Origin of the sequence: Butyrivibrio sp. INlla14, assembly GCF_900102515.1 — a bacterium.
Classification (GTDB): Bacteria; Bacillota; Clostridia; order Lachnospirales; family Lachnospiraceae; genus Butyrivibrio.
This window is the reverse complement of record NZ_FMVS01000061.1, coordinates 1-6041: the sequence shown is the minus strand read 5'-3', so window position 1 is coordinate 6041 and position 6041 is coordinate 1. Positions and strand designations below refer to the sequence as shown.

The 6041-nt window shown below is 36.5% G+C and carries 4 protein-coding genes; all 4 read right to left on the bottom strand.

Annotated elements, in window-relative coordinates:
• Positions 1-338: 338 nt before the first annotated feature.
• Positions 339-2876 (bottom strand): trypsin-like peptidase domain-containing protein, encoded by a 2538-nt coding sequence (locus BLO53_RS18695; protein ID WP_092065183.1) that lies wholly within the window; start codon positions 2874-2876, stop codon positions 339-341.
• Positions 2858-3166, bottom strand: a complete 309-nt coding sequence (locus tag BLO53_RS18690) for a CU044_2847 family protein (RefSeq protein WP_026488616.1) — start codon at positions 3164-3166, stop codon at positions 2858-2860. The genes BLO53_RS18695 and BLO53_RS18690 overlap by 19 nt, the downstream gene beginning before the upstream one ends.
• A gap of 152 nt (positions 3167-3318) precedes the next feature.
• On the bottom strand, positions 3319-5571 hold the full coding sequence (locus BLO53_RS18685) for an ATP-dependent DNA helicase (protein WP_143003289.1): 2253 nt from the start codon (positions 5569-5571) through the stop codon (positions 3319-3321).
• A gap of 182 nt (positions 5572-5753) precedes the next feature.
• On the bottom strand, positions 5754-6041 hold a 288-nt coding region (locus tag BLO53_RS18680), incomplete at its 5' end, for a transposase (protein WP_176757371.1).

Below are 6041 nucleotides of genomic sequence, written 5' to 3'. Positions count from 1 at the left end.
TGTGGATGCTCTTTCTCTAACGGCGTACCTTTTAGGGCCGTCACGTCCACTGTCATCTACAATAGTATTCACTGGTCTGGGAACTGCACGGATATCTGCTGGAACTGGCATAAGAAAGCCTCCTTTTTATATAGTCCTATTATACCATAGTCGGACTATATAATCAAGTTTTCTTTGTCCCATTTTACAAAAATCTGATGTCAAAGTGCAGTAAAAATCAGGGAAAATGATGCGGTTTACCAAGGATTTTTGCCTTTGGTGCACTCATTTTCTGACAATTGAAGTAACAAACCGCGGATTTAGGGGCTTAACCTATAGTCCGACGATTTGGGAAAGTTTTAATTAATTGATTCCTCTAATACCTCATGGGCATCTTTTGCAGTTTTAGAATTATACCTCTTGTTGTAAAAAAAGGATTTTTCATCAATCTCAGGATTATCTATCTTCACTTGAAGCAACCTGGAATATATGAAGTCACACAGCATAAATAGATCATATTCTAGGAGTTTATATCTCTTTTTGCTGGCTATACTCAAATGAATCTTACTTGAGACAGCGCAAAAGAAATTGTTAAAATCAAGTCCGGCATGAATGTCATCAATAAAAGCATCAACATTTGTAAGTCCCAACCCGAAATCATGGTTCCTATCCCCATAATAAGCTAGCTGGAACGCTCTGTTAAACGCTCTTTTTTTAGAGTCACCAATCAGCATGATCAGGTATTTTTCGCAGGCAGAAAGATCTCTGGCAGAAAAAATCTCTGCTAAATGCTTGGATCTTTCTACATAGTACAACATCTCATTGGAATCAGTATCCTCTTTCAGGAGCTTATCTATTATTGCATTACTATTTGTATTATCTTGTCTTGCATAAATGTAGATAAGCATTGATTTCATCTGAGGAGGGACTTTATCCAGACCAATAGAAAGCGCATTGATTGCCTCCGGCTTGTTCTGAAGTTCGCGCCTGATCATAGTGGAAATATCTCTTGAAATGAACATTCGCAAAATTGAGTTTTGTGCTATTTCTACACCTGAGGATGCTAATTGTTTGTAATTAATTACCTCTTGCACATAATATTGTGAAATCAAATATTTGCACAATTCAGGCTTACTCTTAATCTTGCAAAATGTAGCATACGAAATCTTATTATCTTCGCTTAGTTCATTAAGTTTGTCATATTTTTCCCCATAAAAATACCAGAAATATGCCGCTTGATTTATGAAGTTGCCATAATTCTTGCCAAACTGTCTTTCAATATCATCTTTCATGATATTACGATAATATTTGATAACTTCAGCCCCCAATGAAGGATTCGCCGCCATTTCAGAGATAGACTCATAATTCTTGTACATAAAATTCAGGCTTATCTGTGATTTTTTGTACTTTCTGATTATGTCCTTTACTTTGCTGATCTTTCTTTCATCGCGAATCTTATTCAATGCTAAATAGGACTCTATAAACCTATTAAAACGGCGCGCTCTTATACCGTCATAAATAACATTTACCTCGTTGATATAGATTACGCATCCTGAGTACTTATCCCATTTTTTTGAATACTGGATATAGTTATATGTATTAACAGCAGTTATTATCCTATCGTCCTTCTCCGAGATATTCTGGGCATGCTCAAAAATATCCCCGTCTATATAAACATCATCTGACAGGAAGTTGCCGTCATCAAAGCCATCTAAAATGTAGACTGCATTAATCTTTTTTCCATGGGAATACTCACCCAAAACTTCTCTGGACTTTTCCATGAAATCATCAAAATATTTAAGAATACTCTCCTGAATGGTTGATGGTTCTACATTCTCATTAGAAAATTCCAGCTCATCTCTTCTTAGCAAGTCTTCTATATTGAAATAAAAAGGAACATAAAGAGACTTACCTGTAACAAATTTATTTAGAAGATAGAAATACTCTATTCCTAGAAATGTTGTTTTTCCTGAACCGCATGTTCCAACCACGTTAAGAATATGCTTGCCATCTCCGGTAGTACCTCTTCCTTCAATTCTCTTACTAACCCATTCCAGTAGTGTTGCGCTTCCTAAATCAGCTTTATGCTTTTTTACTACGGATTCATACTCCATGCATCTGCTGCATGACAAGAACAGGTCAGAAATATTCTTAACTAAGCCCTCATCCGAATTAAGTGCATCAGTATAAGCTCTGAATTTCTTTCCGCTTTTTACAGACAAAAGCTTATATGAGCTTTCCTTTATAAAGGGCTCAGACAACTCAAACGCCTTCTGTGGAAGTTCTCCTACTGAGGCTGCCATAATCTTTTCCTTGTCACAGTCACAGATTTCCCACGTTGGAAAAGCCAAAGATGTGTTGCTTTCCGCAGAATACTTACTACTAGCAGCAAGTGATTGAATACCACAAATAGCCTGCTTATCTAAAGAATAAATAGGCGCTCCACTATTTCCATTATCCCCAATTTCTTTAGACAAGATTTTCAAGTACTTTGTTTCACTTGTCTCGCCATTAATTTTGCCACTAGCGTTTACCATCTCATGATTCACGGTACTACTAAAGCAATAAGTAGCAACATTACTAAGGGAATTGATGTCACTTGGCTTTTCAAAGAGAATTGGCATATAGGTTGAAAATTTCTTATCTATGGCCAGCAGCGCATAGTCATGCTTGTCGTCATGATGTCTGGAAATAATATGTGCATCAGAAGAAACACCGCAAGAATCTAGTGTGATCTTGCTGTGCTCATCAATATTGCCAAAAAGGTGACCAGCTGTAAGTGCCAAGTTATCAGCACAAATCCACCCTGTTCCAACATCATTTTTATCTATGCTTATCTTACAGCCACATTTCTTTAACCGTTCATAGTATTGATCACTCATTTCTTGTTTACCCATTTCATCTTCACCCTAAAATTACCTTCGACTTTTCCTGAGATCACTACAATTTTGCCTTCAGTGTTAAGGCTGATACCGCATTCAATTTCAATTTCGTCGGCAGTGCTGGATATTTCGCTTACTTGGCTCTTTATGCCCTCATAAATATTCCCGATAGTTTTACCAACATTGTCTATAAGATCCTGAGTAATTGCTTTTGGACCTACTCCTGTCTCACGCATCCCACTGCCTTCAGTTTCATATGGTTCGATATAGTACTCCATTTCTTCATTTTCCACTTTTAACATCATAGCTTTTCTCTCCTTGTCATCATTTTTTGTCCCAAAAGCTCTCCGTGATCAATTAATAGCTCGTAAAACTACGTAAAATCACCGTGTCTACAGTAAGAATCGCACAATAAAATATCAATTGTCAATCAAAAAATTGAATATTTATTTCAAAATTATACTGCTTCATTAACCGCTGTCGTACTAGTTATTCCCAGCTTACTCTCTATGATTGGAAGTGTTATCTGTTCTACCTGTTCTTGGGTAAATGACTTGATTACATCCCTCATGGTCTCTGAGCTCCAGTAAATTTTCAAGCTCTTTTTGGCCCTTGTTATTGCAGTGTAAAAGATAGAATGGGTTATCTTTTCAGCATTGTTGGAAGGAATAATAACCTTTACAGAATTATATTCAAGTCCCTGTGCCTTGTGGATAGATACCGCATAAGCTATCTGGAATGGAATAACTGTCTTTTTCTTTTCTTCATCCGTCAGCTCATCATCCCAAGCAATTACATCAAAACGAATCACTGATTTGCCATTAGGAGTAATACTTACTAATTCAATACCCTCTTCAGCACATTGTTCTGATGTAAAAAAGGCCTCCACTTCTATGGTAAATGTAATCTTTTCGTCTTCCTTGTCAATATCAACGATTTTGCCTTTTAGGTTATTGTACAGTAGCTCAAATCGCTTTGTGTCCAGGAATAATATCTTGTCACCGGTTTTAAAAATCCAATCATCCCAAGTATATTCCCTTCCACTTGTATTGGCATTTTGAAAGTATCTGTTTATATTGTTGAGACCAAATACTCCGTCGTAGTTCAGGCACAGCACCACTTCATCTTCATCAATTGGCTTAAAAATTGCTTCTCCCAATTCTTCAGAATAATCACCATCCATAGACAATTTTTCTTCTATAGTTGGCTTCTTGTTTCTTACTTCATCCCACAATGCCTTCAATAGTGGGCTATCTGTACGCCAGTTATTTAGTAATTCGACATTGGCGCCTTCGGCTCTGATAATATCTTTTGCATAGTAAAACCAGTTTCCAAAATCAATTGATTCTATCTGGTAGATGTCCCCCGACATAACAATCATCTTGGCGTTATACATTTTGCCTATTGCCCCAATCATAGTTCTGTTATCAATTGTGCTGCACTCATCTATAAACACAATCTCTGAATTAACGTATATGCTAGATTTTGCCACACTATCAATTGTAGAATACTCAACATTACTATGATAACCAATGCGTCTCTTTAAATTTTGTAATGCAGTATGGGTCTTAGTCAGGAAAAGCTGCGATGATCCTCTCATCATATCTGATATATATTCAAGGAGTGTAGTTTTCCCTGTGCCTGCAGCGCCATATATAAGCATTATTCCTGAATATACAAAAGCATATTTAAGAGCTATTTCTTTGTTAATATCAGTGATTTCAGCCTTTTTGCTTCTAATATAATTTTCATTCAATCGAAGTCTTTCGATATTTCCAGACCTGGATCTACCAAGTAAATTGCCTAGAATATTGACAGTGTCTCTTTCGTATGAATCTATAACTGCCAGATTGGTGCTTGGATCCATATTTATTTTATACCCGTTGGCTTTTTCCCATAAATCCAAGCTATCATTGTAATTTATGATAGCTTCTGCACCACCAATTTTATCTATATCAAAATAGAGTTCCCCTGTTTCTTCTGTGAGAGTTTCCATCGTGGAATATGGCTTAACACAGTCAACTTTTGTTTTATTATTAACCACTTCAGATACAGCCTCTACATAGTTCTTGGTTGACTTAGTTCCAGTAAGATTGGAAACAAGCGGATTATATTCAAAAGGTTTACATTTTGAGCAAATATGAGGCTCATCATACATCCAATAATAATTATCTCGTGGCATGATGCTTTCGAGGATTTCTTCTTTCATGGACAAAAGAGCAAACCTTACTGTATGCTTTCCATTTTTAACAGGGGAAGCCTGGAAAGAATAGTCACGGCGCAATTTTATGAGAACATCTCCAAATATATGCGTCTTAGCAGACTTATAAATATAGTCATATATTTTTGCGAAATCCTCATCGGAAGAATTGATAATATCAAGCAAATTGGCACTAGTTCCTGTCAAATAGTCCATAAGGCTGTCATATTCACCGTATTTTCTACTGATTGCCGAAGGCACTTTTACCATCTTCGCAATCCTATTCAAGCAAGTAGGTGCGATGGATATTTTCCAGTTATTCAGCACCTTTATCTTACTATTTACACCTAAAAGAGTTAGATCTCTTTCTATATAACTTATCTGTATAGAATAATCTGTATCTATATCAATTTTGCTAAACACAGTAATTCTGTTATATTTCGTAGCATACATTCCTGCAAGCTGAAGAGTTAATTCATAGTACAATTCGCTGCCGATCTTTTTTTCCATTTTATTCTGAATATAATATCTAGGAGCAGCCACAACTCTTTTTGTCGTGTCAGCTTTTTCTATAATATCCGCAACTGCAGTATAATATTGTTCATTCAATGTATCCGTGTCTGTAGGAAAATCCTCCAAGTTCCCTAGTGTCGTGGCAAGTTCAGAATTAATTTAATCTCCAAGCCTGAGATTTACTCAAGCTTGGGGTATAAGGAAAGCAGCTTTATCCTTGCTTTATCATTAGTGAATTGCCACTTAACCTTTGCCTGCTTTGCGTTACGTTCTGACTCCCATGCAGAGAGTTCAGACTTAAGTTTGTCAATGCTTTCAATTCTCCTTGATAGGCATTGTTTTGTCATTACATTTAATTCAATCTCAGCAATGTCCAGCCAGCTTCCGTGCTTTGGCGTGTAATGAATTTCAAGCCGTTTCCTTAGGCGGAATGCTTCTTCTGGACGATACTTTTTGTATAATGATGC

Excerpts from the sequence above, each read along its gene's own strand:
- BLO53_RS18695 (WP_092065183.1), bottom strand. The coding sequence starts at position 2,876 with ATGGGTAAACAAGAAATGAGTGATCAATACTATGAACGGTTAAAGAAA.
- BLO53_RS18690 (WP_026488616.1), bottom strand. The coding sequence starts at position 3,166 with ATGATGTTAAAAGTGGAAAATGAAGAAATGGAGTACTATATCGAACCA.
- BLO53_RS18685 (WP_143003289.1), bottom strand. The coding sequence starts at position 5,571 with ATGGAAAAAAAGATCGGCAGCGAATTGTACTATGAATTAACTCTTCAG.